Consider the following 26,182-nt stretch of genomic DNA (forward strand, 5'->3'; position numbering starts at 1 on the left):
GCCAATTGGTCGGTTTTTTTCTATGTTGAAATTGTTGACATAAATGAGTAAACTGATTACACTATAAACAACTAATTGGTAATGCAAGGTAGTTATTTTTTTGGAACACTATCTTGTATTGCCGAGTACCGAAGGGAGAGACTGATATGGCTCTTAGAAGCCAATTGCTAAAAGGGGTTTTAGAAGCTTGTGTAATGGCTGTAGTGGAAGAGCAACCGATCTATGGCTATGAACTTTCGCAAAAGCTACAAAGAATTGGGTTGCCGGACATTAGTGATGGCACTATTTATCCCGTGTTACTTCGGCTACAGAAAAATGGCTTTATCCGCGGTGAAATGAGACCTTCTGCAACCGGGCCGAATCGCAAGTATTATTTTTTGACCGAGGAAGGAAAAGTGGAGCTAGAGCAAATGGCTTTTGAGTGGCTGCAAATTGCCGAGCCGGTCAGTCAATTACTGAAAAGGGGTGGACACGATGAGAGGAACGATTAAACTGATTAAGGAGAATAACGATAAAAGAGAGCTTTTAACTTCTGAAAACGAGAAAGTCTATGAAGATTTATTGCTGTATATACGAACAGATCTTCGAGTTGATGAGCGTGCAGCAGAAGAGCTGTTGATGGATTTATTAGATCATATAATTGAAGGTCAGGAGAATGGCAAAAATGCTGCGGATTTGTTTGGTGATTCTCCAGAAGCTTATGCAGATGAACTCATTGCCAATATACCGAAAGAGGATAAACGAAATATTATGTTGCTTGCGACATCATTCATGCTTGGGTTGGCAGGTTGGTTTGCACTTTCATATGGAATCCTAAATGGTGTGATTTCGATTTTTATTCCTGTAGATAATGATTTTGCATTAGGAAGTGTGTTGCTAATTTTACTGGCATTGTTTCTGGTTGGTATTCTAGGTGTATTTATTGTTTTTCGAATTATTCGTTCTTCTGTTTTTAAAAAGGAAATTCAAAACTGGAAAATTTATGTTCAATCCGGATTGTTTGGTATGGCCGGAGTTGCTTTTATAATGGGAGTTGGCTATGTCTTTGAAGGAATTGGTCCAGTCATTCAAATTCAGTGGTGGGTATTTCTATTGATTGGACTGGCTTTATTAGGAGTAACGAAAGGGATGAGTCACCTTTCAACAAGTTGATGAAAAATTAGCAAGGATGAAATTCTTTAGTGGCTCCTTTATAATGTAATTACTAGACTATTCGAATGAAAGGAGATTTCAAGTCCATGCAACAACAACAAATCAACAGCTGGATCGAACAATATCCAATGCTGAAAAATATGATTAATTTAGAGACAGTTTTTTGGTTAAATTCAAAACGTAAAAAAATGGCGGACATATCTGGGCTTGCCGTGAATTTAGCAGATATGCAACGAGCAGAGCAGCTTTGGCAACGATTTGCGCCGTATTTAGCAACAGAGTTTCCAGATACTGCGGCAGCTAACGGCATTGTAGAATCACCGCTACGTGAAATTCCTATGATGAAACAGCAACTCGACAATCATTACGACGGGGAAATTGAAGGAAAGTTATTTTTGAAATGCGATAATGAATTACCAATTGCTGGATCCATTAAAGCACGTGGCGGTGTTTATGAAGTGCTGCATCATGCAGAGAAATTAGCCATAGCTGCAGGACTACTGGCAACGGAACAAAGTTATGAGCAGTTCTCATCTCAACAGTTCAAGCAGTTTTTTAGCCACTATTCGATTGGCGTAGGTTCTACCGGGAATCTCGGTCTTAGTATTGGTATTATCAGCGCCAAACTCGGATTCCAAGTTTCCGTCTATATGTCTTCAGACGCGAAACAATGGAAAAAAGACTTACTGCGTGAAAAAGGAGCAACTGTCGTAGAATTTGAAGGAGATTTTAGTGAAGCCATAGCTGCAGGACGACAGAGAACGCTCGCCAAGTCCGATGCTTATTTTGTTGATGATGAAAAATCTGAACATTTATTTTTAGGGTACAGTGTTGCCGCTTTTCGTCTTAAGCAACAATTAGATGCTGCAGCTATTCAAGTGGATGCTGACCATCCACTTTTTGTCTATTTACCATGTGGAGTAGGCGGGGCACCTGGTGGCATTGCATTTGGAATGCGCCAAATTTTCGGAGATGCGGTTCATTGCTTTTTCGTGGAACCAACGCATTCTCCTGCCGTGTTGGTCGGATTAATGACAGGTGAAAAAGAAAAGCTCTGCGTCCAAGATTTTGGCATCGATAACGTCACAGAAGGAGACGGACTGGCAGTTGGAAGGCCGTCGAGCTTTGCTTCTGGTATTAGTGAAAAAACCATTAGTGGCATCTATACGATTGAAGATCAGGAGCTATTTAAATTATTGACTCTTCTAGCAGATAGTGAAGAAATCTTCATTGAACCATCTGCTACAGCCGGATTGTTGGGTCCACTGAAAATCAGGGCTTCGGGTTACGCAAAAACCAACCAAGTTTCGATGACTGCAGCTACTCACATTGTTTGGTCAACTGGCGGCGCGTTAGTGCCACAAGAAGAAATGAACGGATTTTATCAACGCGGAAAAGCTTATTTAGGAGGCTGAAAATGGATTTAACGTGGATCAGTATTGTAGTCGGAACAATTCTTATAGCCGGTTATATTGTATATAGCGCGGTAGAGAAACACATTGAAACACTTGAAAACAGAGTCAGTAAAGTTGAGAAACTGCTTAAACAAACAATGCCAGAGATGGCATCGGTAGAACAAAAGGTCAATGAAGAACTTCGCGAACTTTTACAACAAGGTAAAACAATTGAAGCGGTAAAACGCACGCGACAGGAATTCGGCTGGTCGCTGTTAGAAGCAAAACAATATGTAGATGAGCTTAAGGCGGATACCTAATGCAGAAATGCGAAATCTGCCGTACTTCATTTACTTGGAAACAAGTTAGTAAATCTTTGTGGCTTGCTTATAAGCCGGTTGCTTGCCAAAATTGTGGAAAGCTTTATAAAGTCCAATTTCTGTCACGCATTTTAGCTTCCTTACTAGTGATAGGACTAATTTTTGCTTTCAATCTTTTATCTTATCCAACTAGCACATAAACATTTATACTGGCTGTGTTAATTATCATTCCTGTAAATAGTCTCATGCTGCCTTATTTGGTGCGATATCGGCTAGCTTAAAAGATCCTTTCTGAGGATCTTTTTTTCTTTGCAGGAAGAACAGAAGGCTACAGCGAATAACTAATGTTAAAAAGAAAAAGGGAGGCAACAGCATGAGTATCCAATCGAGTCACATCTTCGTCAATTTGCCGGTGAAAAACTTAGAGAAGTCGGTCTCTTTTTTCAAGCAACTCGGATTTGAATTTGAAAACAACATGACCAATGATGATGGTGCAGCTTTGATTATTGGGCCCACTAGTTATGTGATGCTCTTGACTGAGGCATATTTTAAAGGGTTCACAAAAAAAGAAATTGCAGATACCTCTAGCCAAAGAGAAGTTATTCTTACTATTTCAGCTCCTAGCAAAGAAAAAGTAGACGAGTTAATCAGTCTGGCATTAACAGCAGGAGCTCAACTGGCAAATGAAAACGTAGACGACGAATTTATGTATTATGGCAGCTTTATAGACTTGGATGGCCATATGTGGGAAGTTCTCTATATGCAAGAAATGTAAATGCGATCAATCGAAAGAAGCATCCGGAAGAACACTCTCCGGATGCTTCTTAAATGTAATCGGCGTAACGTTTTTCAAGGTAGTTTTGCAAAATCGTCATAACCGAACAAATTGCCCAGTAAATGAGCGCCACTAAAATCAACATCGTCAGTAAATCGTATTCGCGTGCACCGACAATTCGTGCTTTCTGAAAAATTTCTGGAACGGTAATCATCGCAGCTAATGAAGAAGCTTTGATCAAGTCTAGATAAACATTCGATAAAGGAGGTATCGCAATACGAATAGATTGCGGAAGAATAATACGTCGCATCGATTGCCAGTAGGTCAACCCCAGTGCGGTCGAGGATTCCCATTGCCCTTTATCAACCGATGCCAATGAAGAACGGAAAACTTCCGCAATATAAGCGGCACTGTTAATCGTGAAGCCAATTAAAGCGGCTTGTACAGCTGTAAATTCGATGCCGACGACCGGCAAAGCGAAATACAGCAGAAACAAGATGACGAGTATCGGTACGCCTCTCATAAAGGAAATATAAAGGCGTGCCGGAAATTGCAAGACGAATAATCTAGACGTTCTAGCAAGTGATAAGAAAAAGCCAATGATCATACCGACAATCATACTAACAACGGAAATCAGCAATGTATAACCGATGCCTTCAAGCACATAGGGCAAAGATTCAATCGCTAAAGCGGGATCGAATAGCAATCCCCATTCAATGTCATTCATCAAATGACCTCCTGTTTAATTTTCTTCAATATCAGGTTTAATAGAGACATCTGCACCACCGAAAAATTCTTTAGAAATTTCCGTAATTGTACCATCTTTCAACATTTCTTCTAGAGCAGTGTCGACATGGTCAGCAAGTTCTGTATTGTCTTTGTTCATGACAAGACCCACTTCTGATGGTGCGTATTTAATATCCGGATGAATGGTGATATTTAGTTCAGGAAAAGCCGCTACTCCAAATGTCGACAAATAATAATCGTTTAAAATAACATCTGTCCGACCGATGGACACGTCTCTTAAGTACACCTCGTTTGAAGCGTTATCATAAGTAACTTCTTCGGCCCCATAATCACGTGCAATTTCCATGTAAATTGAAGTAGAAGCTCCAGCTGCTTTTTTACCCGGTAAATCTTCTAAACTTGAAATGTCCGATAAATCATCTTTTCGAACAACAGCTGTGCCGTATGAATGTTTAATCGGCGTCGAAAAAATAAATTCTTCGGCACGGCCTTCTGTAATTTCGATATCATTTGCGGCAAGATCTATTTGGCCTGTATTTACGCTCGTCAACATCTCATCAAATCCAAGTTCTTTAAATTCGATATCAAGTTCTAAACGATTACCGAGTTCACGTACAACTTCCACTTCAAAACCGGTTAATTCATCAGATTCAGAATCACGAAAAGATGTTGCTAACAATGTGCCAGAAGTAGCGACTGTTAAAGAACCTTTGTCTTGAATTTCATCCCAAGCTGATGTTTCTTTCGTGGTTGAACTTTCCTCATCACTACATCCAACCAATAACAATGCAGCAAGTACACCGGTTGTTAAAAACGTCTTTTTTTTCAAGAAATATGTATTCATGTAATAAAGCCCCCTTAAATTTTAATCCTTTAAGAACATAGCATTTACTCTAAACTAGGGCAATGTTTTAACTCCAAATTGAATTTATTTTTGTGTTAACGATATTTTAATTATGTAAACTAAATAGCTGATTGCTCTTAAAGAGAGAGTACGTACTTTCAAATTATTAAACTCCGGCTAATTGCGAGAGCGATGCGCAAAGCTAGTGTTTAGACAAACCTCTTAATTTTTACAAAAAAACCAGAAAGCAAAGAGCTTTCCGGCACATAAACTATTTTTTTAACTTAATAACCAGTTCTTCATCAGGCGTTACAAACACGGTTTTTTGTTCAAAATAAATAACAAAACCTGGTTTTGAGCCATTCGGTTTTTTTACTTGTCGTGCCTCGGTGTAATCGACAGGAACAGAAGACGACTCTCTTGCTTTACTGAAATATGCGGCGATTGTGGCTGCTTCAAGTATCGTCGTTTCATCCGGATTGTTATCATGGATAATGACGTGAGACCCTGGAATGTCTTTCGTATGCAGCCATACATCAGACTTGGCTGCTACTTTAAATGTCACGTAATCGTTTTGCTTATTGTTTTTACCGACAGAAATGGGTATTCCCGCAGAAGACACATAAGACTCCACAGAAGGCTTAGTAGGTTTTTTCTTTTTCTTTGATTTCTGTGCTTTCATAAAGCCTTGTTCAGCTAGTTCTTCGCGAATTTCTTCAATATCTGAAATGCCAGCTTGTTGAACTTGAGACATTAAGGTTTCGAAATACTCGACATCTTCTTCTGTCTTACTTATTTGTTCTTGCGTTTTGACAACGGCTGTTTTAGCTTTTTGGTAGCGCGAATAGTAACGCTGTGAATTATCAATTGGTGTTTTACGCGGATCTAACGTAATGGTCACTTTTTCATCATTGTAATAATTATCAACTTCGATTTCCTTCATGCCTTTAGTCATACGGTGAAGATTGGCCATAATTAATTCGCCATTTAACTGAAGAACATCGCGTTTTTCAGCTTGATCTTGCTCTTTTTTTAGTTTTTTCAGCTTGAGTTTTAGTTTGGAAATCTCATTTTGTAGCCATCTTTCCAAATCACCGGCTTGTTGTTTTACACGATCACGTTCGGCTTTGGCATAATACATTCGGTCGAGTAGTTCACCGAGTGTGCTAAATTCAAGACCGTTTTCTGTGATATGGGTTAACGGGCTGGCAGAAAAGAAGCTTTTGCCTTGGTGTTCGATATAATAGCCGGTCGGATTAGCTTTTGAGAAGTCAGCAAGAAACGCTTTAGTCGTTTCAGTCTTATCCGCAGAACTTTCTAGACGAAACGCAAGTTCACGTGCATTGAGTGGCGAAAAGCCAGAAAACTGACCGACAATTTCAGAGGGTTCAGCTTTGTTCAATTCATCAATGGCTTCAAATGGATCCTTTTTCTCCTGAGCAGGTGGAAAGATATACGGCTGTCCGGGAAGAATGGTCCGAAACGAATTGACGCTCGGCGGCAAGTGCTTCAAGCTGTCGAGAATCATGGTTCGCTCAGCGTCGATTAAAATAACGTTGGAATGTCGCCCCATCATTTCAACGTGTAGCTCACGTTCAATGTCATCGCCGATTTCATTTTTTGCTTTGATTTTCAGCATGATGAGACGGTCCATTCCGTATTGAGAAATTTCTGTAATGACGCCGCCTTCGATATGCTTGCGTAGCAACATGCAAAACATCGGTGGTTCAGAAGGGTTGACGTTCGCTGCTGCTGTCAAGTGAATCCGTGAATACGATGGGTGAATCGAAATGAGCAATTTATGATTTTTTCCTTGAGCCCGTATATGTAAAAGTAGTTCAAGCTGGTTGGGCTGATGAACTTTTGAAATCCTGCCGGTGACCAGTTGTTGAAGTTCGCCAGTCATCGATTTTGTGAATAATCCATCAAATGCCATTAAATATCCCTCTTTCAAATCGTTTTGTTCCATCTTATCATTTTCACGGTGTATTATGATATAATAAGACAGTTAGTAAGAAAACGAAGAACAACGATTGGTCGTAAATGGCGGCGAAGAGTTTGGTGAGAAACGCAACATTTCTTTTTGTTGATAATTGAAAGCATCTCCGGTCAGCCGAATGGTTTCCATTATCACACTAGACTCACACGTCGGCAAACTAACTGATCTGGGAATCGCGTAGCAAATAGCTATGGATGGGTTTCTATGGTGTTTGCCAAGACCGCGTTCCTGCGTTTAAGTAGAAAATGATGACGAGGTAAATGAGGGATAAAATGAGAAACCAACGTGGACTGCTGATCGTCCTATCAGGGCCTTCGGGTGTTGGCAAAGGCACGGTACGAAAAGAGCTGTTCTCACAGCCGGATACAAATTATGAATACTCTATCTCGATGACGACTAGGTCGCCTCGTGAAGGAGAAGTTGACGAAGAAGATTATTTCTTCAAGACAAAACGTGAATTTGAAAGATTGATTGAGCAAGATGAGTTGCTAGAGTACGCAGAATTTGTTGGGAACTATTACGGTACACCGCTTGCGTATGTTAACAAAATGCGCGATGCTGGCCGCGATGTGTTCCTAGAAATTGAAGTTCAAGGTGCAGCACAAGTACGCTCGAAAGTTCCAGATGGCTTGTTTATTTTCTTAGCACCACCAAGTTTATCAGAATTAGAAGAGCGACTTGTCGGACGTGGTACTGAATCGGATGAAGTGATTGCTTCTCGGTTGCAAGCCGCTCGTCAAGAGTTGGAAATGATGAACTTGTACGATTATGTTGTAGAAAACGATGAAGTTGAAAATGCCTGTGATCGAATCAATGCCATCATTATTGCAGAACATTGCAAGCGTGAGCGTGTTGAAAGAAGATACTTTGATATGCTAAAGGAGAATGTCTGATGTTATACCCATCCGTTGATAAACTAAAAAGCCGCATTGATTCAAAATACTCATTGGTGGCACTTGCTTCAAAACGTGCACGTCAATTGCACGAAAACGGTGATGAAAAACTAGATTCATACGTTTCAGTTAAATCGGTTGGAAAAGCGCTTGAAGAAGTAGCAGCTGGCGTTTTAACACAAGAAAAACAAGATGAATTCGCAATATATGAAGATGAAATTTAACCATTAATCGCAACAGACGACTCCCAGAGCAAATTTGTTCTTTGGGAGTTTGTTGTTTAGAAAGGGTGTTTCAGTTGGTGGAGAATCGTAAAATTCTATTATGTGTCAGCGGAGGAATCGCCGTTTATAAAGCGGTGGCACTTGTTAGTAAACTGTCTCAAGCCGGCGCTTCTGTAAAAGTGATGATGACAGAGTCAGCGCAGCAATTTGTGCAACCGCTAACTTTTCAGGTCATGTCGAGAAACGATGTCTACACGGATACGTTTGATGAAAAGGATTCTTCTGTCATTGCGCATATCGATCTTGCGGATTGGGCAGACCTGATTATTGTAGCGCCTGGCACTGCCAATGTTATCGGGAAATTGGCAAATGGCATCGGTGATGATATGGTGACAACGACTTTACTTGCTGCAACTGCACCTATTTGGATTGCACCAGCAATGAATGTCCATATGTATGACCATCCGGCAGTCAAACGCAATATCCAGCAGCTTCATGAAGACGGCATCCGTTTTATCGAGCCATCTGAAGGGTTTCTTGCCTGTGGATATGTTGGGAAAGGTCGTTTAGAAGAACCAGAAAAAATTACAGCATTGATCAACGATTATTTTTCAAGTGAATATATACTGGCTGGTAAAAAAGTAGTTGTAACAGCGGGACCAACTCGTGAACGAATTGATCCGGTTCGTTTTTTGACTAATTTCTCCAGCGGAAAAATGGGCTATGCTATGGCTGCAGCAGCAGCTGAGATGGGTGCTGAAACAATCTTGATTAGTGGTCCGGTTTCATTACCAGTACCGAGTGGCGTAACAAGAATTCTAGTGGAAAGCGCTGAAGACATGTTGCAGGCAGTAGCAGCTCAATACGAGACGGCAAATTATGTCGTTAAAACAGCAGCAGTTGCCGATTATAGACCACAAGCAATTGCCAATCAAAAAATAAAAAAACAACAAGGCAATTCAACCCTTGTTCTAGAACGAACAGTTGATATTCTTCAACATCTTGGTCAGCATAAAACCAATCAAATATTGATTGGTTTTGCAGCTGAAACCAATAATGTAAGTCAATATGCTAAAGACAAGCTAGCGCGTAAAAATGCAGATTACATGATCGCCAATGATGTAACAGAAGTCCAAGCAGGGTTTGAATCGGATACGAATCGAGTTACGATTTATGGGAAAAATGACTTTGAGCAAATTTTTGATATGATGCCCAAGCAGCAATTGGCACGCCAATTGTTTAAGCTGATTACGGATAGAGAAGAATCGCATGATAGCTGAAGTTATCGTAGACGTTGCTGCACATCCAATCGACCGGCCTTTTGACTATGCCATCCCAACCGAAGTGGAAGTTTTGGCAGAGCCAGGGATGCGTGTGAAAGTACCGTTCGGCAACCGTAAAGTGCTAGGATTCATTACGAAAATTAAGTCGTCCTCAGAATTTGATCCGAAACGTCTAAAACCCATCCATGAGCTAATGGACGTAGTACCTGTATTAAATGAAGAATTATTAAAAATGGCACAGTGGATGAAGCAACAAACGGTATGTTTTGAAATTGATGCGCTGCAAGTTATGGTACCGGCAGCCTTGCGTGCAAAATACGAAAAACGCTTTGTGCTGAATGCAGCGCTTGAAGAAATTGCGCCTCCTTTACGCCCTTATTTTGAAAGCCGACCATTCATTCGATTGCAAGATGCAGTCGATGTCTACGGACTGTTAAAAAAAGAAATGGAAAAAGGGACCATTATAGCCGATACGGACATTCAGCAGCAAACTGCTGTAAAAAAGGTGCGAATGGTTCATATCTCAAGTAGTTTAGAAGCATTAGAAGCTTTAAACATTCGCGCAAATGCAAAACAACAAGTAAAGCTAATGGAGTATTTCCTGAAAAATGCAGGACGGGCCATCGAATCTTCTCAACTGCAAAAAGAAGCCGGGGTTACCTTGCCAACTATTTATAGTTTGGTTGAAAAAGGCGCAGCTCAGATTTCCAATATGGAATCTTACCGCGATCCAATGCTGTTAACGGCAATTGAACAGAAATCTTTCTTGAAATTGACTCGAGCGCAGCAAGCTGCTTTTGATCTGATTGATAGCGCATTGAATACACCCAAAACCTTCCTATTGCACGGTATTACGGGAAGTGGGAAAACAGAGATTTACTTACAGACAATTGACAAAGTGCTTAAGCAAGGCAAAGAAGCAATTATGCTCGTACCAGAAATTTCACTGACGCCTCAAATGACCATTCGTTTTAAAGAACGATTTGGCGATCAAGTTGCAGTTCTTCATAGTGGCTTGTCGGCTGGTGAAAAATACGACGAATGGCGTAAAATCCAACGAGCTGAAGTGAAAGTAGTTGTCGGGGCGCGTTCGGCTATTTTTGCGCCGTTTCAGAACTTGGGTCTAATTATCCTCGATGAAGAGCACGAATCAAGCTATAAGCAAGACGATTCCCCGCGCTATCATGCAAGAGACATGGCAATTTGGCGCAGTGAGTATCATAATTGTCCGGTTATTTTGGGCAGTGCGACACCTTCACTCGAATCATACGCGCGCGCACAAAAAGGCGTCTATGAATTATTAGTGCTGGAAAAACGTGCAAAAAATCAACCTTTGCCTGAAGTTCATATTGTCGACATGCGTGAAGAATTGCGGAATGGCAATCGTTCCATGTTCTCTGTACAATTGGCGGACGCTATTCGTGATCGTTTAGAGAAAAAACAGCAAACTGTGCTGTTTCTTAACAAACGCGGCTATTCATCGTTCGTACTATGCCGTGATTGTGGTACGGTCATGCAATGTCCAAATTGCGATATTTCACTAACGTATCATCGGTCAAGCGAAACGATGAGGTGCCATTATTGCGGCTATGACGAACGTGTACCGAAAACCTGTCCGGAATGTGAAAGTGAGCATATCCGGTTTTTTGGAACCGGTACACAGAAAGTCGAAGAAGAGTTAGCAAAAGTAGTGCCGCAAGCTCGAGTTTTACGAATGGACGTTGATACGACACGTACGAAAGGCGCACATGAAAAAATTCTTTCAGCATTTGGCGAAGGCAAAGCAGATATTTTGCTTGGCACTCAAATGATTGCCAAAGGACTGGACTTTCCCAACATCACATTAGTCGGTGTACTGTCAGCGGATACGACACTTCATTTGCCTGACTTTCGTGCGGCAGAAAAGACCTATCAATTATTAACGCAAGTTAGTGGTCGAGCAGGTCGTGACGTTCTTCCAGGTACTGTTTTTGTTCAGTCGTACACGCCAGAACATTACGCAATTACGTTAGCAAAAGATCAATTGTACGAACCTTTTTACGAGCAAGAAATGGCGATGCGCAGAACAAGCGGTTACCCGCCGTATTATTATGTTGTCAATATCCAGTTTACGCATGAGGATTTAATGACAGTCGCCGAATATGCAGAACAAGCAGTCCGTTATTTGAAGAGTCAGTTGTCCCCTGGAACCTTGATCATCGGACCTTCAGCTTCGCTAATTGCTCGTGTCAACAATAGATATCGCTATCAATGTTTGATAAAATACAAAAAAGAACCGAAACTGACCGATACGATGCAGCAGTTGATCAAAATGCACCGCGCGGAGTGGCTAAAAAAAGGTGCTACTTTGTCGATTGATATGAACCCGACATCGGTCATGTAAGAGAAAAGAGGAAATGAATATGTCAATCAGACCTGTTATAAAACACCCTAACGAAGTATTAGAGAAAAAATGTATAGCTGTAACTACTTTTGATAAGAACTTAGCGATTCTTTTAGATGACATGCACGACACAATGGTTGAATCAGATGGCGTCGGAATCGCTGCTCCTCAAGTAGGCATCGCAGTCCGAGCGGCCATTGTCGATTTTCGTGAAGGTCAAGAACCGATTGAAATGATTAACCCAGAATTGGTGCTGTTTGAAGGCGCTGAAACGGATATCGAAGGATGCTTAAGTTTTCCAGGGATTTTCGGAGAAGTGGAACGCTACGACCACATAAAAATTAAAGCACAAGAACGTGACGGCTCTTGGTACGAATTAGAGGCAGAAGGCTACGAAGCTCGTGCAATTCAACACGAAATGGATCATTTAGATGGTATCTTGTTTACTAACAAAATCACCAAATATGTTACACAAGAAGAATTAGATGAAATGATTCGTCAGCAAGAAGCAGAGGAGGAACAGGTTTGACCAAAATTGTCTTTATGGGAACTCCGGCTTTTTCAGCACCAATATTACGTATGCTGGTCGAAGAAGGCTACGATGTAATTTCAGTAGTCACGCAACCTGATCGACCAGTGGGACGTAAAAAAATAATGACACCAACACCTGTAAAAGAAGAGGCGTTGCGTCTTGGCTTACCCGTATATCAACCAGAAAAACTGAAAAACAAAGATGAACTGCAACAGGTGTTAGATTTACAAGCAGACTTAATCGTCACCGCAGCATTTGGACAAATTTTACCAAGTGAACTATTAGAAGCCCCAAAGTATGGCGCAATCAATGTGCATGCTTCTTTACTGCCAGCATACCGTGGTGGTGCTCCGATTCATCAAGCCATTATAGATGGTCAGTCTGAAACGGGTGTGACAATCATGTATATGGTTGACCGACTAGATGCAGGCGACATCATCTCGCAAGTAACTGTGTCAATCGAAGAACAAGATCATACCGGTAGTATGTTCGATAAATTGAGTGTTGCAGGGCGTGACTTGTTACAACAAACGTTACCATCGATAATTGCTGGGACCAATAATCGTATTCCACAAGATGATCAGGCCGTTACTTATGCACGCAATATTTCGCGCGAACAAGAACAAATCGATTGGTCGAAATCGGCTACAGCGATTTACAACCAAGTACGCGGTTTACACCCGTGGCCGGTCGCGTATACAAGTGTTAATGGAGCTACTATGAAAATCTGGTGGACAGAAAAAACTTCGTCAAACGCAAAAGGCCGTACGGGTCAAGTAGTCGGCTTAACCGAAGATTCGATTTTGGTGCAGACGGGTGAAGGTGTTTTGGCAATTACTGAGTTGCAACCAGCTGGAAAAAAACGCATGACAGCAAAAGATTATTTAAAAGGACTTAACATCCAGGTAGGAGATTTATTCCAATGAAAAATAAAAAACTTCAAGGCAATGTCCGAGATGCTGCGTTTTCGATTCTTTGGGCTGTTGAAAACAAGCAAGCTTACAGTAACCTATTGCTTCATCAAACTATCGAAAGCTACGGCATCGCAGCTAAAAATAGGGGCTTACTGACAGAAATTACGTACGGTACGTTGCAACACCAAATGACATTGGACTATTATTTAGAGCCTTACTTAAAAGGAAAAATTGAGCCATGGGTCAAAACTTTGTTGAGACTGTCTTTGTATCAAATTGTTTATTTAGATCGAATTCCTGCACACGCCGTCGTTCACGAAGCAGTTGAAATTGCTAAACGTCGCGGGCACGGGGGAGTTGCGTCTGTCATCAACGGCGTATTGCGCTCAGTGCAGCGAAACGGAGTTCGCTCATTCAATACAATCAGCGACCCATTCGAAAAAATCTCCATCGAAACAAGTCATCCCGAATGGATGATTAGACGCTGGGCAGAGCAATTCGGTTTAGAAAAAACACGTGAAATGGCGTTAGAGAATAACAAAACACCAGCACAAACAGTGCGTGTTAACACAGCTCGTGCTTCGGTTGACGAAGTGATTGAAATGCTTCAGTCAGAAGAATTAGAAGCTGTACCGAGCAAACTGATTCCGGAATGTTTAATCGTTACAAATGGCCAACCTGCGAGAACGGCAACATTTGAAAAAGGTTTTATTACGATTCAAGATGAAAGTTCTATGCTTCCAGCTTACGCCTTGCAAGTTGAACCAGGTATGACAGTTCTAGATATGTGTGCAGCACCGGGTGGGAAAACGACTCATATCGCTGAAAAAATGAACAATAGCGGGACTTTGTACGCGCTTGATTTGCATCAGCACAAAGTAAAGCTAATTGATGAAAATGCTACAAGACTGGGTCACACTGTTATTGAAACAATAGTAGGTGATGGCAAGCAAAGTGTCGAACGTTTTGGCGAAGAGCAATTTGACCGTGTTCTCGTGGATGCACCTTGTAGTGGATTAGGTGTTATTAAGCGCAAACCTGATATTAAGTACACAAAAAAAGAAGCGGACTTTGCGCGGTTACAAGAAATTCAACTCGAATTGCTGGACCAAGCAGCTCGTTTATTAAAAGAGAATGGCATTTTGGTTTATAGCACCTGCACAGTAGATGCTGTTGAAAACAGAGGGACAGCTGAACGGTTTTTGAAAGAACATCCTGAAATGGAGAAGGTTCAGGCAGCTTTGCCAGCAACAATGGGCATTAAACATACAGGTTTTGTTCAAGTGTTTCCGCAGGATTATGCAAGCGATGGTTTTTTCATTGCAGCTTTCAAAAAGACACAAAAGACAGCAATAGCTTAAAGAGAATCGGGGTGTCGTAATTTGTTTCAGTATGTGGTTGAGAGCGATACAGGTAAAATTCGCGTCGTGAACGAAGACAGTGTTGCAGTACTTAAGCGACCAAGTGGACTAATGTTGGCGATCGTAGCAGACGGTATGGGCGGTCACAAGGCTGGTGACGTTGCTAGTCAAATGACTGTCGATCAGTTGAGTCACTACTTTTTAGAAGATGACGACACAGCGTTTTTGACACTAGATAGCAAAAAGGAATGGCTTTCAGGAAGAATCGATACGATTAATCGTGTGGTGTTTGACCACTCGGTAGCTAATCAAGAATGTAAAGGCATGGGCACGACATTAATCGCCGCGCTAATTGAAGGCGATGAAGGTGTTTTATGTCATATTGGTGACAGCCGTGCGTATCTAATTAACGAGACGATACAGCAAATTACAAGAGATCACTCTTACGTTAACGTACTTGTAGACAGCGGTGAAATTACTCAAGAAGAAGCGGAAGCGCATCCAAAGAAAAATTGGATCGTTCGTGCACTTGGTACTGAATCGGGGATTGAAAGAGAGTTAATCGATTTTTCATTTGCAGATGCTTCGTACCTATTAATTTGTTCAGACGGCTTGAGCAATAAAATTCCGAAAGAAGAACTTGCCTCCATCGTTCGTGCTACGGCTCCTTTATCCCAAAAGGGCCAGGAGCTAGTAAATTTGGCCAACGATCTAGGAGGAGAAGATAATATTTCGTTAATTCTTCTGTCCTCTGTGGATGAGGAGGTGTAACTATGTTGATTGGAAAAAGTATCAACGGCCGCTATAAGATCAAGGAATTGATCGGTGGTGGTGGGATGTCCAATGTATATTTAGCACATGACATGATTTTGGACCGGGATATCGCCATCAAGATTTTGCGTTATGATTTCTCTAATGAAGAAGAATTACGTCGGCGCTTTCAAAGAGAAGCCTTGTCTACGACTAGTTTGGCACATCCCAATATCGTGAACATTTTTGATGTGGGCGAAGATGAGTCAATTCATTACTTAGTCATGGAATACGTTCCAGGAAAAACCTTGAAAGAATACATAATCGAACATTCACCAGTAGCTCCTGAGCGTGCTGTTGAGATTATGAGGCAATTGGCGTCGGCTTTGGCGCATGCCCACCACAACCAAATCGTCCATCGGGACATTAAGCCGCAAAATATTTTGATGGACGCAGAAGGCAATGTAAAAATATCCGATTTCGGAATTGCAATGGCGTTAAGTGCAACATCCTATACGCAAACAAATTCGGTACTAGGAACCGTCCATTATTTGTCGCCAGAACAGGCACGAGGTGGTACAGCCAATAAGAAATCCGATATCTATTCACTCGGAATTGTGATGTACGAATTAATTACTGGTAAGTTACCATTTTCAGGCGAGTCAGCTGTTTCTATTGCATTAAAGCATCTACAAACAGAAACACCTTCACTGCGTGACACGGTTCCTTCTTTGCCACAAAGCTTGGAAAATGTCGTCTTAAAAGCAACTGCTAAAAATGTGCAACATCGTTATCAATCTGCTGACGAAATGGAAGCAGATCTCGCGACTGTATTGTTGCCAGAGCGACTAAACGAACCAAAATTCGTCGTGCCAGTGGACCAAGATGAAACACGTGCCATGCCAGCAATTAAAGACCCGGCAGCTTATGGTAGCGAGGCAAACACAAAAACAATGCCGCTACCTATTAAAGAAGTAGAAGAACAACAAAAAGCTCCTATCAAAAAGAAGAAAAAGAAATGGCCGTGGATTATTGGGGTGTTGTCTTTCTTATTACTAGCTGGTCTGGTGCAAGCAATCGCATTTCCTGGACTGTTTGAGCCGCGACAAGTAGCAGTACCTGATGTTTCAGAAATGGAACGCACCGAAGCGGTAGAAGAGCTACAAGCAGCTGGCTTTGTTATAGGCGATGAAACCGAAGGGTATTCAGAAGAAATAGCAGAAAATCATGTGATTCGAACAATTCCAGAAGCTGGGAAAATGAGGGACCGTGAAACCAAAGTTCAGTTATTTGTTAGTATTGGGAAAGAAAAAGTTGAAATGGCCGATTTTATCGGCAACACGCTAGAAGAAGCCACAAAAGCTTTAAACGACAAAGAGTTTGCTTCAGTAAAACCTACTGAAGAATTTTCTGAAGAACCGGTTGGGACCATTTTGAGTCAACAACCAGCAGCTGGTGAAGAAGTGATTGTCAGTGAAACGGATGTTGAGTTTATAGTGAGTAAAGGTGAAGACCTTCGAAATGTAGAAGATTTAGCTGGATTTACAGAAGCAAATCTGAACGACTATGCTCGGTCTTCAGGGTTTAATATCCGTATTGTTTCAGAACAAGCATCAGATGCAGTAGAAGCTGGGAAAGTCATGTCTCAAAGCCCAGCAGCTGGAGGACAACTCGTAGCGGGTGGAACGATTGAAGTGACATTATCAGCAGGCGAAGCAGAACAGCCACTGAAGACTTACATTCACACGGCAGAAATTCCGTATGAACCGGCCCAGCCTGCTGCTGAAGGTGAAGACCCGGTCAAACAGACCATTCAAGTTTATATTCAAGACAATACACATACAATGGTAGAGCCATTTGAGGAGTTTACCATTACTGAAGATCAATCTCATCGCATTGAGTTGCAAATTGCAGAAGGTCAAAGTGCCTCTTACCGAATTGTTCGTGATTCCACAATTATTTTAGAAGAAACCTTTGATTATTCAACTGTAGAATAGCCAATGAAAGGAGTGAAACAATGCCGAAAGGTCAAATCAGAAAAGCATTAAGCGGATTTTATTATGTATTAGACGAGGATGGTGAACGTTACACTCAATGCCGTGGACGAGGAGTTTTTCGCAATCGCCAAATAACACCTTTAGTTGGAGATTACGTCGACTATAAAGCAGATAATGAGTTGGAAGGCACAATTTTACATGTCCATGAACGGAAAAATGAATTGGTACGTCCACCAATTACCAATGTTGACCAAGCAATCTTGGTATTTTCAGCAAAACAACCTGATTTTCATCCATTACTGTTAGATCGCTTTTTAACCGCTATTGAATCACATTCGATTCAACCCATTATTTGTTTAACGAAAATGGATTTGTTAAAGCCAGAAGAACACGCAAAAATCCAATCGTATATTGAAGATTACGAAAAAATCGGTTATGAAGTGATTCCGACGTTCATAGACGATCCGCATTTAAAAGACCGGTTGATGCCGGTTCTTGAAGGCAAAATTAGTGTGTTAGCAGGACAATCTGGAGTTGGAAAATCAACGATGCTCAATACGATTTTGCCGTCGCTAGAATTAAAGACGGACGATATTTCCAAAGCGTTAAACCGAGGCAAACATACAACGCGCCACGTGGAGTTGATCGCCGTTAATAATGGTTTACTAGCTGATACGCCTGGTTTTAGTTCGTTTGACTTTGAAACGATGGAGCGGGAAGAATTGTCTGCGTGCTTCCCTGAATTTGCGGTACGTTCTAACGCATGCAAGTTCCGAGAATGCTTACACATGAATGAACCGAAGTGTGCGATTAAAGCGGCAGTTGAAGCGAAAGAAATTCCAGCATATCGCTACAAGCATTACTTGAAGTTTTTAGAAGAAATTATGAGTCGAAAGCCGAGGTATTCAAATGATTAAAATTGCACCGTCTATTTTAGCAGCAGATTTCGCAAAACTTGGAGAAGAAGTGTTAGAAGTAGAAAAAGCAGGAGCAGATTGGATTCATGTGGATGTTATGGATGGTCATTTTGTGCCGAACATTTCATTTGGAGCAGTCGTCTTAAATGCTATTAAGCCGTTGACCAAATTACCAATGGATGTTCATTTGATGATTGAAAATCCAGATCTTTATATTGAAGAATTTGCAAAAGCGGGAGCTGACTATATTACGGTACATGTAGAAGCATGCCCTCACTTGCACCGGACAATTCAGTTGATTCGCTCGTTTGGTGTTAAACCGGGAGTCGTGTTAAATCCACATACGCCGGTTGAAACCATTCAACACATTCTTGAAGATATCGACCTCGTGTTGTTTATGACAGTCAATCCTGGATTTGGTGGTCAAAAATTCATTCAGTCGGTAGTGCCAAAAGTTAAACAGTTGGCTGATATAATCAAAGAAAAAGGCTTATCCATCGACATTGAAATTGATGGAGGCATCAATGAAGAAACAATCGTGCCTTGTGCACAAGCAGGTGCAACTGTCTTTGTGGCAGGTTCCGCTATTTATAGCAAAAATGACCGCACACAAGCTCTTCAAGCAATCAAGAAAGCAGGAGAAGAGGCGATTTCTTGAACATCGTTTTAATCGCAGGAGGTCCGGCAGATGAACTGCCGGATTTTTCTTTATTTCCAGAAGCTTTGTATATAGGCGTCGATTCAGGAACACTTACATTGCTCGCCAAAAAAATTCAACCCATTTCGGCTGTCGGTGATTTCGACTCGGTAAGCGTTAAAGAGTACGAACAAATACGGATCGCTTTGCCTGAGTTGTCACGTTCTCCGTCTGAAAAAGATCAGTCTGATACAGAACTCGGACTTGAGGCGGCAATGGGCTATCATCCAAATCTTGTCATAGTTTCGGGAGTAACAGGAGGCCGACTCGATCATTACATGAGCGTTTTGCACGTCTTGTTCAAGTATCAACAGCAATTTCCGAAAACTCGCTTTGTGTTGTTGAACAATCAAAACCGGCTCCGTTTTTTAAGTCCTGGGACTCATCGCATTGAAAAAGATCAGCGTTTCCGTTACGTGTCGTTTTATCCGTTTGCAGAGGAAGTTAAAGGCTTGACGTTAACGGGTTTTAAATATCCTGTAACGGATGAAGACATTTCTTTTGGAACGACACGCTTCGTCAGCAATGAACTTTTTAATGTTGGAAGTGTAACAATCAACAGCGGTTATTGTCTGATGATAGAAAGTTCAGATGCTTAGGGATGGAGTAAACTTTCGACAGAACTACTTATACAGTTTCTCAAGTAAAATAGACGGAGAAAAGAATATACCTTTTCTCCGTCTATTTTATTGCTAGTGTAAAGGTGTTTTACCTATGGTAGAAAACGAAAAAATGCCAGGCTGATTAAATCAGCCTGGCATTATCCATGAGCGATTATACGCGCTCAACTTTACCTGATTTCATTGCTCTCGCAGAAACCCATACACGTTTCGGTTTACCGTTTACAAGGATACGAACTTTTTGAAGGTTTGCTCCCCATGTACGTTTTGTCGAATTCATTGCGTGCGAACGGGCATTTCCCGCGCGAGCTTTACGTCCACTAACTGCACATACTTTAGGCATGTAAGTCCCTCCTCACAAGTGAAGCTGAAAATTATGATAGAATTTCAGTTCGTTTTTCGTTTCACATACTTTAATAATTTAACACAGAAATATGGGGTTTGCAACTATATTTGAAGGTCTTTAAAGAAAAAAACCTTTACACCTTAAACGGCGGCTTTTCATCTATAAAGGTTTGAGGTAGAATGGGAAGAGTGAAATAGGACTCAAGGAGGAATTTCAATGTCGATTGAATTAAAGAATGAATATGGTCAAATCGATATTTCCAATGATGTAATTGCTCAAATAGCAGGCGGCGCAGCAATCGAATGCTATGGCATTGTAGGCATGGCAACGAAACACCAAATACGCGATGGCTTGACAGATATACTCCGCAAAGAAAATTTTGCCAAAGGAGTTCTTGTGCGCCAAGAAGATGAAAATTTGGTTATTGATATGTATGTCATCATTAGCTATGGAACGAAAATTTCTGAAGTAGCTTATCAAGTTCAGTCCAAAGTGAAGTACACCATTACTAAAACATTAGGTATGTCTGTAAAAGCAGTCAATATTTTTGTCCAGGGAGTTCGTGTAACGAACCCGTAGGAGGAGGAAGAATCAGTTATGAAGTCATTAAATGGAGTAAAGTTCGCAGAAATGGTACAGATGGGATCTCACCATCTTTTTCAAAATGCGGATTATGTTGATGCATTAAATGTTTTCCCCGTTCCTGATGGAGACACGGGGACCAATATGAATTTGTCAATGACTTCTGGAGCAAAAGAAACAACAGCTCAAGCAGAAGTGCATATTGGCAAGACAGCAGGTGCCTTATCTAAAGGTTTATTGATGGGAGCACGTGGAAATTCGGGTGTTATTCTTTCGCAACTTTTCAGAGGTTTTGGTAAATACATTGCTTCAGAATCAGAATTGACAGCGCTTAAGTTTGCAGAAGCTCTTCAACACGGTGTTGAAACAGCGTATAAAGCGGTTATGAAACCAGTTGAAGGAACGATCTTGACAGTCGCAAAAGATGCGGCTGCTAAAGGCATGGAAGCAGCAAAAACAGAAGAAGACCTCATTGTTTGGTTCGAGGCTGTAGTGACCGAAGCAAAAGCTTCTTTGGAACGGACACCTGACTTACTTCCCGTATTAAAAGAAGTCGGCGTTGTTGATAGCGGCGGACAAGGTCTTGTATATGTTTACGAAGGCTTTCTTGCTTCGCTAAAAGGGGAAGAATTACCTGAAAAACACGCACATCATTCAATGAACGATTTGGTCAGTGCAGAGCACCATAAAAACATTGCTGGCTTTATGGATACCGCCGATATTGAGTTTGGCTACTGTACAGAATTTATGGTGAAGTTCGAAACAGGCAAAAAAGAATTTAATGAGGCTTTATTTCGTTCTGACTTGAGTAGTTACGGGGATTCGCTATTGGTCATCGCAGATGAGGAAGTGGCGAAAATTCATATTCATTCGGAAGAACCTGGAAAAGTTCTTACATATGGTCAGGATTACGGCAGCTTGATCAGTATGAAAATCGAGAATATGCGTCAACAGCATATCGATATTGTTGGCGAAGGCTTCCAAAAAAATGCACCTAAACAACAAGCGACACATCCTTATGCGGTTGTAACAGTTGCCATGGGTGAAGGAATTTCAGAACTGTTGCGTAGTATTGGAGCTTCGTATGTCATTGAAGGCGGGCAGACCATGAATCCATCGACAGAGGATATCGTTAATGCTGTCAAATCGATTGGTGCAGAGCGTGTTTTGATTTTGCCGAATAACAAAAACATTATTATGGCAGCCGAACAAGCGGCTGAACTTTTAGCTATTGAAGCGGCTGTAGTGCCTACTAAAGATGTACCTCAAGGAATGGCAGCATTACTCGCTTTCAACCCGGAAGCAACCGTAGAAACCAACCAACTAGCAATGGCAAGTGCTTCAAAACATGTGAAATCAGGTTCTGTCACATTTGCTGTTCGGGATACATCGATTGATGGCATTGCCATTAAGAAAGATGATTTCATGGGTATTTCCGAAGGGAAAATCATCGTTTCTGATAGCAATCTAGAACGTGTCACTGAAGAGTTGGCTAAAAAGCTAGTAGACAACGAAGCGGAAATTGTCACAATTCTTTATGGAGAAGATGCGACAGCGGCAGATGCTCAGAAATTGGGCGAATTTATTGAGTCTTTAAATAGCGCGGTTGAAGTTGAAATTCATAATGGTAAACAGCCATTGTATCCTTTCATACTTGCTGTAGAATAATTTTTCTTTTTGTTTTTTTAATATAGTCAAATGGCTAAGGCGCATACGAATGTATGCGCTTTTTATTTTTGTTAAATAAGTCGAAATCATGTACACTAACAGTATACGTAAATTGAAAGTGAGGGGTTTGAGCCATGAAGTTCAAATCTGTTTTTGATATAATCGGTCCAGTCATGATTGGGCCTTCTTCTTCGCATACTGCGGGAGCAGCCCGCATCGGAAGAGTAGCGAGGGATTTGTTCGGGAGACAACCGGATTGGGCAAAAGTGCACCTTTACGGTTCGTTTGCAGAAACTTATAAAGGGCACAGTACAGACGTTGCCATCATCGGTGGATTATTAGACTATGATACTTTTGATGAACGCATCAAAACGTCGTTTGAAGAAGCGCAAAAAGCAGGAATGACCTATGAGTTTATTCCTGAAACGGGTCATGTTGATCATCCGAATACAGCACGCATCGTCATCGGAGATGAAAAATCTGAAATGTCGATGATGGGCATTTCAATTGGTGGCGGTAAAATTGAAATCACCGAGTTAAATGGCTTCCCGCTTCGTTTATCAGGGAACCATCCGGCAATTTTAGTTGTCCATGAAGATCGTTCAGGGTGTATCGCCAATGTTGCGAATTGCCTCTACAAATACGATATTAACATCGGTCACATGGAAGTTTCTCGGAAAGAAAAAGGACATATGGCATTGATGGTCATCGAAGTAGATCAAAATGTTGATAAAGAAGTGATGGATGAATTGAAAAAACTTCCGAATATCACGCAGGTGACACGAATCGCCGATTAAATTGGAGGCTATGATAATGGAAGCTTTATTCCGTAATGTAAGAGAGTTAGTTGAACGGGCTGAAAAAGAACAGAAATTAATTTCTGAAATTATGATTGAACAAGAAATACTGATGACCAATCGATCGCGTGAAGACATCATGATTCAAATGGATCGTAACTTGACGGTCATGGAAGAAGCTGTAGAAAAAGGGTTAAAAGGAGTTCACTCGGTTTCAGGATTGACGGGTGGAGATGCTGTATTGTTGCAAGCTTATCGCGAAAAAGGCAATACGCTTTCTGGAGATTTGCTGCTTGACGCAGTTAGTAAAGCGGTTGCGACTAACGAAGTCAATGCAGCGATGGGCACTATTTGTGCGACACCAACAGCGGGATCTGCTGGCGTGGTACCAGGTACGTTATTTGCTGTGCAAAATAAATTAAATCCAACACGCGAGCAAATGATCCGTTATTTATTTACAGCAGGCGCTTTTGGCTTTGTTGTGGCCAATAATGCATCGATTTCAGGTGCAGCAGGTGGCTGTCAAGCAGAAGTCGGATCAGCCGCTGGTATGGCATCAGCTGCTATTATTGAAATGGCTGGTGGTACGCCTCAGCAAAGCTCAGAAGCATTTGCCATTACGATGAAGAATATGCTCGGTCTAGTCTGCGATCCAGTGGCGGGATTGGTAGAAGTGCCTTGTGTAAAACGTAATGCAATGGGAGCTGCCAATGCAGTAGTAGCGGCAGACATGGCGTTAGCTGGTGTGACTAGCCGTATTCCGTGTGACGAAGTTATTGGTGCGATGTTCGAAATCGGCCAATCGATGCCGAGTGCGCTAAGAGAAACCGCAAAAGGCGGACTTGCCGCAACGCCTACTGGAAAATGGCTTGAATCCAAAATTTTTGGAGGAGCAGTTGTCGGAAGTGGGCAGTAAAGAGTCAGTCGCCACATTAAAAGGAGTAGGGAAGCAAGCAACCGAAACCTTACAGGAAATGAAAATTGAGACATTGCATGACTTGATCATGACATTTCCGTATCGCCATGAGGATTTTCAATTAAAAGATCTGGCCGATACACCTCATAATGAACGCGTAACAGTGGAGGGAAGGGTCGAAAGCGAACCTTCCGTCCTTTTTTTAGGTAAAAATAAATCGCGAACGCAAGTCCGGGTGTTAGTAGGGCGCCATCTGATAAAGGCTATATTTTTCAATCAGCCTTATGTTAAAGCGAAATTGCAGTTGGGAGAAATTATTACACTAACGGGTAAATGGGATCGTGGGCGTCAAGTCATTACGGTATCAAGTCACACGATTGGGCCGAGGACAAATGGAGCGGATTTCGAACCGGTCTACAGCTTAAAAGGCAGCATTCACCAAAAAACATTTCGCAAGCTGATGCGCCAAGCATTGGATTTAGTAAAAGAAGACATGGAAGATTGTTTGCCAAAAAGGTTTGTTGATGCCTATCAATTAGCGCCGGTACAAGATGCTTTAGAATGGGTTCATTTTCCTCCAGATGGTGAAAAAGTCAAACAAGCGCGTCGGCGTTTTGTTTACGAAGAATTATTAGTATTTCAATTAAAGATGCAAGCGCTTCGTAAAAAAAATCGTGAGGAAGAAGGCGGCTCTTTTATCGATTACGATCTCGAACGGTTGAAGGGATTTATTGAATCATTGCCTTTCAATTTGACTGCTGCACAAAAACGAGTGGTCAATGAAATTTGCAAAGATATGAAAGAGCCGTTCCGTATGAATCGACTCCTGCAGGGTGATGTGGGGTCAGGTAAAACAGTAGTAGCGGCAATTGCGTTATATGCAGCTCATACAGCAGGGCTACAAGGTGCGTTAATGGCGCCTACTGAAATTTTGGCGGAACAACATGCTAACACATTGGTGCAGTGGTTCAGTCCGTTTTCATTGAACATTGCTCTTTTAACAGGCTCAGTAAAAGGAAAGAAACGACAATTGATTTTGGAACAGTTAGCAAATGGGGAAATCGATCTGTTAATTGGAACGCATGCGTTGATTCAGCCAGAAGTACGATTCCACAAGCTCGGTCTTGTTATTACCGATGAGCAGCACCGGTTTGGCGTGGATCAGCGACGTGTGTTAAAGGATAAAGGCTATAATCCTGATGTTCTATTTATGACGGCTACACCAATTCCACGAACGTTGGCGATTTCTGCTTTTGGAGAAATGGATGTATCCGTTATCGATGAAATGCCAGCTGGTCGTAAAGAAATTGAAACCTATTGGATGAAAAAGGAGATGTTCGGCAAAATTGTCGGGCGGATGGAAAAAGAGTTGGCTGCAGGACGGCAAGCCTATGTCATCTGTCCACTGATCGAGGAATCTGATAAACTGGATTATCAAAATGCCGTTGATTTGTTTCAGCAGTTATCGATGTATTTCAATGAGCGTTTTACGGTTGGATTGATGCACGGGCGCTTGCACTCAGATGAAAAAGAACAGACAATGCGCGAATTTTCAGAAGGACAAATTGCTGTATTAGTGTCGACAACGGTTGTAGAGGTTGGCGTTAATGTACCAAACGCGTCGTTTATGCTTATTTACGACGCCGAACGTTTCGGTTTGTCTCAGTTACACCAATTACGAGGCCGTGTTGGACGTGGCAGTGAACAGTCTTATTGCATCTTGTTAGCAGACCCGAAGACAGAAATTGGTAAAGAGCGTATGACGACGATGACTGAAACCAACGATGGTTTTGTGCTAGCAGAAAAAGATTTGCAGTTAAGAGGTCCGGGTGACTTTTTCGGCCGTAAACAAAGCGGGATTCCAGAATTTAAAATGGCCGATTTGATTCATGATTACCGAGCGCTTGAAGCAGCTAGAAAAGATGCTGAAAAACTAATCAGCAGCGACGAATTTTGGCAAGCGGATGATATGCGTTGTTTACGTCAACAGATAGAACAGTCAGGAATATTAACAGGTGGCCGGTTAGATTGAGAATGCAGGAATCATTATTTTCCTTGCATTCTTTTTTTG

Annotated in this window: 27 protein-coding genes; 23 read left to right on the forward strand and 4 right to left on the reverse strand. The window is 41.6% G+C overall.

Going from position 1 to position 26,182, the window contains the following annotated elements:
- Positions 1–146 precede the first annotated feature (146 nt).
- The 6 genes from AUO94_RS14475 to AUO94_RS14495 all read left to right on the forward strand — a co-directional run bounded on the left by AUO94_RS14475 (position 147) and on the right by AUO94_RS14495 (position 3,641).
- Positions 147–491, forward strand: coding sequence for a PadR family transcriptional regulator (locus AUO94_RS14475; protein ID WP_058384894.1), 345 nt, complete (start codon positions 147–149; stop codon positions 489–491).
- Entirely contained in the window at positions 475–1,152 is a 678-nt protein-coding gene (locus AUO94_RS14480; protein ID WP_058384895.1) for a DUF1129 family protein, read from the forward strand. Before AUO94_RS14475 ends, AUO94_RS14480 begins: the two co-directional genes overlap by 17 nt.
- Positions 1,153–1,238: 86 nt before the next feature.
- Positions 1,239–2,567 (forward strand): D-serine ammonia-lyase, encoded by a 1,329-nt coding sequence (locus AUO94_RS14485; protein WP_082707556.1) that lies wholly within the window; start codon positions 1,239–1,241, stop codon positions 2,565–2,567.
- 2 nt (positions 2,568–2,569) lie between these two features.
- On the forward strand, positions 2,570–2,866 hold the full coding sequence (locus tag AUO94_RS14490; RefSeq protein WP_058384897.1) for a hypothetical protein: 297 nt from the start codon (positions 2,570–2,572) through the stop codon (positions 2,864–2,866).
- Positions 2,866–3,066: a TIGR04104 family putative zinc finger protein gene (locus tag AUO94_RS17830; RefSeq protein WP_156423948.1), complete on the forward strand. Its 201-nt coding sequence runs from the start codon at positions 2,866–2,868 to the stop codon at positions 3,064–3,066. Before AUO94_RS14490 ends, AUO94_RS17830 begins: the two co-directional genes overlap by 1 nt.
- A gap of 173 nt (positions 3,067–3,239) precedes the next feature.
- On the forward strand, positions 3,240–3,641 hold the full coding sequence (locus tag AUO94_RS14495; protein WP_058384898.1) for a VOC family protein: 402 nt from the start codon (positions 3,240–3,242) through the stop codon (positions 3,639–3,641).
- 49 nt (positions 3,642–3,690) lie between these two features.
- On the opposite strand, the gene AUO94_RS14500 is transcribed toward AUO94_RS14495, so the two are convergent.
- From AUO94_RS14500 to AUO94_RS14510, 3 genes are all read right to left on the reverse strand, one after another.
- Entirely contained in the window at positions 3,691–4,371 is a 681-nt protein-coding gene (locus AUO94_RS14500; protein WP_058384899.1) for an amino acid ABC transporter permease, read from the reverse strand.
- 12 nt (positions 4,372–4,383) lie between these two features.
- The gene (locus AUO94_RS14505; RefSeq protein WP_058384900.1) at positions 4,384–5,232 is read right to left on the reverse strand and encodes a transporter substrate-binding domain-containing protein; all 849 of its coding nucleotides are present in this window, start codon (positions 5,230–5,232) and stop codon (positions 4,384–4,386) included.
- Positions 5,233–5,503: 271 nt separating this feature from the next.
- Positions 5,504–7,168, reverse strand: a complete 1,665-nt coding sequence (locus AUO94_RS14510; RefSeq protein WP_058384901.1) for an Rqc2 family fibronectin-binding protein — start codon at positions 7,166–7,168, stop codon at positions 5,504–5,506.
- Between the two features lie 335 nt (positions 7,169–7,503).
- On the opposite strand from AUO94_RS14510, the gene gmk reads away from it, so the two are divergent.
- The 12 genes from gmk to AUO94_RS14570 all read left to right on the forward strand — a co-directional run bounded on the left by gmk (position 7,504) and on the right by AUO94_RS14570 (position 19,781).
- The gene (gene gmk / locus AUO94_RS14515) at positions 7,504–8,124 is read left to right on the forward strand and encodes a guanylate kinase (protein ID WP_058384902.1); all 621 of its coding nucleotides are present in this window, start codon (positions 7,504–7,506) and stop codon (positions 8,122–8,124) included.
- Positions 8,124–8,348, forward strand: coding sequence for a DNA-directed RNA polymerase subunit omega (rpoZ, locus tag AUO94_RS14520; RefSeq protein ID WP_058384903.1), 225 nt, complete (start codon positions 8,124–8,126; stop codon positions 8,346–8,348). Before gmk ends, rpoZ begins: the two co-directional genes overlap by 1 nt.
- A gap of 74 nt (positions 8,349–8,422) precedes the next feature.
- Positions 8,423–9,628, forward strand: coding sequence for a bifunctional phosphopantothenoylcysteine decarboxylase/phosphopantothenate--cysteine ligase CoaBC (gene coaBC, locus AUO94_RS14525; protein ID WP_058384904.1), 1,206 nt, complete (start codon positions 8,423–8,425; stop codon positions 9,626–9,628).
- Positions 9,618–12,014, forward strand: a complete 2,397-nt coding sequence (gene priA / locus AUO94_RS14530; protein WP_058384905.1) for a primosomal protein N' — start codon at positions 9,618–9,620, stop codon at positions 12,012–12,014. Before coaBC ends, priA begins: the two co-directional genes overlap by 11 nt.
- A gap of 19 nt (positions 12,015–12,033) precedes the next feature.
- Positions 12,034–12,543, forward strand: a complete 510-nt coding sequence (gene def, locus AUO94_RS14535; RefSeq protein ID WP_058384906.1) for a peptide deformylase — start codon at positions 12,034–12,036, stop codon at positions 12,541–12,543.
- Positions 12,540–13,472 carry a methionyl-tRNA formyltransferase gene (gene fmt, locus AUO94_RS14540; protein WP_058384907.1) on the forward strand — a complete coding sequence of 311 codons (933 nt, stop codon included), beginning with the start codon at positions 12,540–12,542 and terminating at the stop codon, positions 13,470–13,472. Before def ends, fmt begins: the two co-directional genes overlap by 4 nt.
- Positions 13,469–14,821 (forward strand): 16S rRNA (cytosine(967)-C(5))-methyltransferase RsmB, encoded by a 1,353-nt coding sequence (gene rsmB, locus AUO94_RS14545; RefSeq protein WP_058384908.1) that lies wholly within the window; start codon positions 13,469–13,471, stop codon positions 14,819–14,821. The genes fmt and rsmB overlap by 4 nt, the downstream gene beginning before the upstream one ends.
- A 21-nt stretch (positions 14,822–14,842) precedes the next feature.
- Complete coding sequence (locus AUO94_RS14550; protein ID WP_058384909.1) at positions 14,843–15,592, forward strand: Stp1/IreP family PP2C-type Ser/Thr phosphatase; 750 nt, start codon at positions 14,843–14,845, stop codon at positions 15,590–15,592.
- Positions 15,593–15,594: 2 nt separating this feature from the next.
- On the forward strand, positions 15,595–17,568 hold the full coding sequence (gene pknB / locus AUO94_RS14555) for a Stk1 family PASTA domain-containing Ser/Thr kinase (protein WP_058384910.1): 1,974 nt from the start codon (positions 15,595–15,597) through the stop codon (positions 17,566–17,568).
- A gap of 20 nt (positions 17,569–17,588) precedes the next feature.
- Positions 17,589–18,485: a ribosome small subunit-dependent GTPase A gene (rsgA, locus tag AUO94_RS14560; RefSeq protein WP_058384911.1), complete on the forward strand. Its 897-nt coding sequence runs from the start codon at positions 17,589–17,591 to the stop codon at positions 18,483–18,485.
- Positions 18,478–19,143: a ribulose-phosphate 3-epimerase gene (gene rpe, locus AUO94_RS14565; protein ID WP_058384912.1), complete on the forward strand. Its 666-nt coding sequence runs from the start codon at positions 18,478–18,480 to the stop codon at positions 19,141–19,143. The genes rsgA and rpe overlap by 8 nt, the downstream gene beginning before the upstream one ends.
- Positions 19,140–19,781 (forward strand): thiamine diphosphokinase, encoded by a 642-nt coding sequence (locus tag AUO94_RS14570; RefSeq protein ID WP_058384913.1) that lies wholly within the window; start codon positions 19,140–19,142, stop codon positions 19,779–19,781. The genes rpe and AUO94_RS14570 overlap by 4 nt, the downstream gene beginning before the upstream one ends.
- Positions 19,782–19,956: 175 nt before the next feature.
- Here AUO94_RS14570 and rpmB read toward each other — a convergent pair whose 3' ends face one another.
- Positions 19,957–20,145: a 50S ribosomal protein L28 gene (rpmB, locus tag AUO94_RS14575; protein WP_058384914.1), complete on the reverse strand. Its 189-nt coding sequence runs from the start codon at positions 20,143–20,145 to the stop codon at positions 19,957–19,959.
- Between the two features lie 219 nt (positions 20,146–20,364).
- Between rpmB and AUO94_RS14580 the strand changes: the two genes are divergently transcribed.
- The 5 genes from AUO94_RS14580 to recG all read left to right on the forward strand — a co-directional run bounded on the left by AUO94_RS14580 (position 20,365) and on the right by recG (position 26,143).
- Positions 20,365–20,727, forward strand: a complete 363-nt coding sequence (locus tag AUO94_RS14580) for an Asp23/Gls24 family envelope stress response protein (protein WP_058384915.1) — start codon at positions 20,365–20,367, stop codon at positions 20,725–20,727.
- Positions 20,728–20,745: 18 nt separating this feature from the next.
- Positions 20,746–22,398: a DAK2 domain-containing protein gene (locus AUO94_RS14585; protein ID WP_058384916.1), complete on the forward strand. Its 1,653-nt coding sequence runs from the start codon at positions 20,746–20,748 to the stop codon at positions 22,396–22,398.
- A gap of 134 nt (positions 22,399–22,532) precedes the next feature.
- Complete coding sequence (gene sdaAB / locus AUO94_RS14590) at positions 22,533–23,195, forward strand: L-serine ammonia-lyase, iron-sulfur-dependent subunit beta (protein WP_058384917.1); 663 nt, start codon at positions 22,533–22,535, stop codon at positions 23,193–23,195.
- A gap of 16 nt (positions 23,196–23,211) precedes the next feature.
- A complete protein-coding gene (sdaAA, locus tag AUO94_RS14595; RefSeq protein ID WP_058384918.1) occupies positions 23,212–24,111 on the forward strand; it encodes an L-serine ammonia-lyase, iron-sulfur-dependent, subunit alpha in 900 nt (299 codons plus the stop codon).
- Entirely contained in the window at positions 24,101–26,143 is a 2,043-nt protein-coding gene (gene recG, locus AUO94_RS14600) for an ATP-dependent DNA helicase RecG (protein ID WP_058386871.1), read from the forward strand. Before sdaAA ends, recG begins: the two co-directional genes overlap by 11 nt.
- Positions 26,144–26,182: the final 39 nt, after the last annotated feature.

The sequence above is a fragment of the Planococcus kocurii genome, from assembly GCF_001465835.2.
Classification (GTDB): Bacteria; Bacillota; Bacilli; order Bacillales_A; family Planococcaceae; genus Planococcus; species Planococcus kocurii.

Excerpts from the sequence above, each read along its gene's own strand:
- AUO94_RS14475 (WP_058384894.1), top strand. The coding sequence starts at position 147 with ATGGCTCTTAGAAGCCAATTGCTAAAAGGGGTTTTAGAAGCTTGTGTA.
- AUO94_RS14480 (WP_058384895.1), top strand. The coding sequence starts at position 475 with ATGAGAGGAACGATTAAACTGATTAAGGAGAATAACGATAAAAGAGAG.
- AUO94_RS14485 (WP_082707556.1), top strand. The coding sequence starts at position 1,239 with ATGCAACAACAACAAATCAACAGCTGGATCGAACAATATCCAATGCTG.
- AUO94_RS14490 (WP_058384897.1), top strand. The coding sequence starts at position 2,570 with ATGGATTTAACGTGGATCAGTATTGTAGTCGGAACAATTCTTATAGCC.
- AUO94_RS17830 (WP_156423948.1), top strand. The coding sequence starts at position 2,866 with ATGCAGAAATGCGAAATCTGCCGTACTTCATTTACTTGGAAACAAGTT.
- AUO94_RS14495 (WP_058384898.1), top strand. The coding sequence starts at position 3,240 with ATGAGTATCCAATCGAGTCACATCTTCGTCAATTTGCCGGTGAAAAAC.
- AUO94_RS14505 (WP_058384900.1), bottom strand. The coding sequence starts at position 5,232 with ATGAATACATATTTCTTGAAAAAAAAGACGTTTTTAACAACCGGTGTA.
- AUO94_RS14510 (WP_058384901.1), bottom strand. The coding sequence starts at position 7,168 with ATGGCATTTGATGGATTATTCACAAAATCGATGACTGGCGAACTTCAA.
- gmk (WP_058384902.1), top strand. The coding sequence starts at position 7,504 with ATGAGAAACCAACGTGGACTGCTGATCGTCCTATCAGGGCCTTCGGGT.
- rpoZ (WP_058384903.1), top strand. The coding sequence starts at position 8,124 with ATGTTATACCCATCCGTTGATAAACTAAAAAGCCGCATTGATTCAAAA.
- priA (WP_058384905.1), top strand. The coding sequence starts at position 9,618 with ATGATAGCTGAAGTTATCGTAGACGTTGCTGCACATCCAATCGACCGG.
- def (WP_058384906.1), top strand. The coding sequence starts at position 12,034 with ATGTCAATCAGACCTGTTATAAAACACCCTAACGAAGTATTAGAGAAA.
- rsmB (WP_058384908.1), top strand. The coding sequence starts at position 13,469 with ATGAAAAATAAAAAACTTCAAGGCAATGTCCGAGATGCTGCGTTTTCG.
- pknB (WP_058384910.1), top strand. The coding sequence starts at position 15,595 with ATGTTGATTGGAAAAAGTATCAACGGCCGCTATAAGATCAAGGAATTG.
- rsgA (WP_058384911.1), top strand. The coding sequence starts at position 17,589 with ATGCCGAAAGGTCAAATCAGAAAAGCATTAAGCGGATTTTATTATGTA.
- rpe (WP_058384912.1), top strand. The coding sequence starts at position 18,478 with ATGATTAAAATTGCACCGTCTATTTTAGCAGCAGATTTCGCAAAACTT.
- rpmB (WP_058384914.1), bottom strand. The coding sequence starts at position 20,145 with ATGCCTAAAGTATGTGCAGTTAGTGGACGTAAAGCTCGCGCGGGAAAT.
- AUO94_RS14580 (WP_058384915.1), top strand. The coding sequence starts at position 20,365 with ATGTCGATTGAATTAAAGAATGAATATGGTCAAATCGATATTTCCAAT.
- AUO94_RS14585 (WP_058384916.1), top strand. The coding sequence starts at position 20,746 with ATGAAGTCATTAAATGGAGTAAAGTTCGCAGAAATGGTACAGATGGGA.
- sdaAB (WP_058384917.1), top strand. The coding sequence starts at position 22,533 with ATGAAGTTCAAATCTGTTTTTGATATAATCGGTCCAGTCATGATTGGG.
- sdaAA (WP_058384918.1), top strand. The coding sequence starts at position 23,212 with ATGGAAGCTTTATTCCGTAATGTAAGAGAGTTAGTTGAACGGGCTGAA.